Source organism: Rhizobium sp. SEMIA 4085 (assembly GCF_013004495.1).
Taxonomy (GTDB): domain Bacteria; phylum Pseudomonadota; class Alphaproteobacteria; order Rhizobiales; family Rhizobiaceae; genus Rhizobium; species Rhizobium gallicum.
In genome coordinates this window covers 1-1,278 of record NZ_JABEPH010000666.1, presented here as the reverse complement: position 1 = coordinate 1,278, position 1,278 = coordinate 1, and the positions used below count along the sequence as shown (strand labels likewise).

Genomic DNA, 1,278 nt, shown 5'->3' with positions numbered 1-1,278 from the left:
ATGATGTCGATCTTCTTTGTTTCGCAGCCGTAGCCGTAGCGCGTCACGACCACGCCATCGAGCGGCGCGTCCCAGACGCTTTCAAGCGCGCGAGCCATTTGCGCTGCCCCCTTGCCCGCGCCGATCACCACCGTTCGGCCTTTTGGCTTCGCAGGCAGATGCGCCTTGATGCCCGACAAGGGATCGGCGGCACGGACAGCGGCGTGAAACAGCGATGTCAAAAAGGTGCGGGGGGGTGAAACAGCCACAAGTAATCTTTCGAATCTGCATTGCCGGACGCGTTAACACGTCCTGTCTTCAAGCAGCAGCTTCCAAGAGATTGCTCGCTTAGGCAAGGCAGGTTCGACCAATTTTGTGTATTCGCGAGAACGCATCGATCGCATGATCCCCGGTTGTCGTTGACCTTAAGAAAATCGCATCATCCGCTAGGAACGACATTCGTGCCGGCTTTACGCTTACTGCCAAGACAAGGATCCGTGACTTCGTGAAGGTTTCTCAAAGCGGCGCTGAGGCTTATGTCACGGAGCCCTAGCGTTCGACGGGCTGGCTGCACGGACCGAGGCTCAGTGCAGACACCGCCCAACACTCAAACGCACTGATCTCTCTGGCCGGTTATTCACACCCCATCAGGCGTTGTTTCAGGCGGTCGCTATCAAACAAAGTGGACTAGTCTAGGTCACCGACTCATAAAGCGCATCCAGATTTTGGCTGAGCCGAGTTTGACGAGAGCAAGGTAGTTTTCGCTTCAACGGCAACCCCCGTGTTCCCGATCGTCGACCGGTTCGGCACCGGCTACGTCACCATGGATCAGGTGCGCCAGCACTGAGCCGATCCCGGAAAGTTCGACGGCTACGCCTGACGCGCCGAAGCCCTACCCTCCAACGACTTCGCTGATCTGCACGATGGGCGCGATGTCCGTATAGTTGGCCACGTCCGCGGCGATCTCCGCGCGGTGGGGACCTAACGCCTCCTGGAATATCGCCAGGGTCGGCGAGTAGACGTGGCACGCCGCGACGAACTGCGGCGCGCTTCCAGGTTCGCGACCCGCAAGGCCCTTATCGATCTCGTAGCGCAGGCAGGCATCGCCGAGCCGTTCCTGGATCAGTGGCATGTGGCGGGGGCGGGTGGAATCGGTAACCAACCTCCAGCCGCCATCCGCCGGGTAAGAGGAGCTCATTTTGTTCATTGTCCGGGCCCCGCCCCTACGCCTCTCCAGGGGGCCCCAAGGGGCCGTCTAGGTGCACGCCTCGTAAAGCCACAACCCGTATCTGGCGTGAG

At 60.1% G+C, this 1,278-nt stretch carries 2 protein-coding genes; both read right to left on the bottom strand.

All coding sequences use genetic code 11. The annotated features are described in order from the left end of the window. A partial coding sequence (locus C9413_RS32205) for a DUF4147 domain-containing protein (protein ID WP_170251577.1) occupies positions 1-248 on the bottom strand: 248 nt, incomplete at its 3' end. 623 nt (positions 249-871) lie between these two features. Beyond that, entirely contained in the window at positions 872-1,186 is a 315-nt protein-coding gene (locus tag C9413_RS32200; protein WP_170251575.1) for an EthD family reductase, read from the bottom strand. Positions 1,187-1,278: the final 92 nt, after the last annotated feature.

Bases quoted from the DNA above. Each gene is read 5' to 3' on its own strand.
- C9413_RS32200 (WP_170251575.1), bottom strand. From the start codon at position 1,186: ATGAACAAAATGAGCTCCTCTTACCCGGCGGATGGCGGCTGGAGGTTG.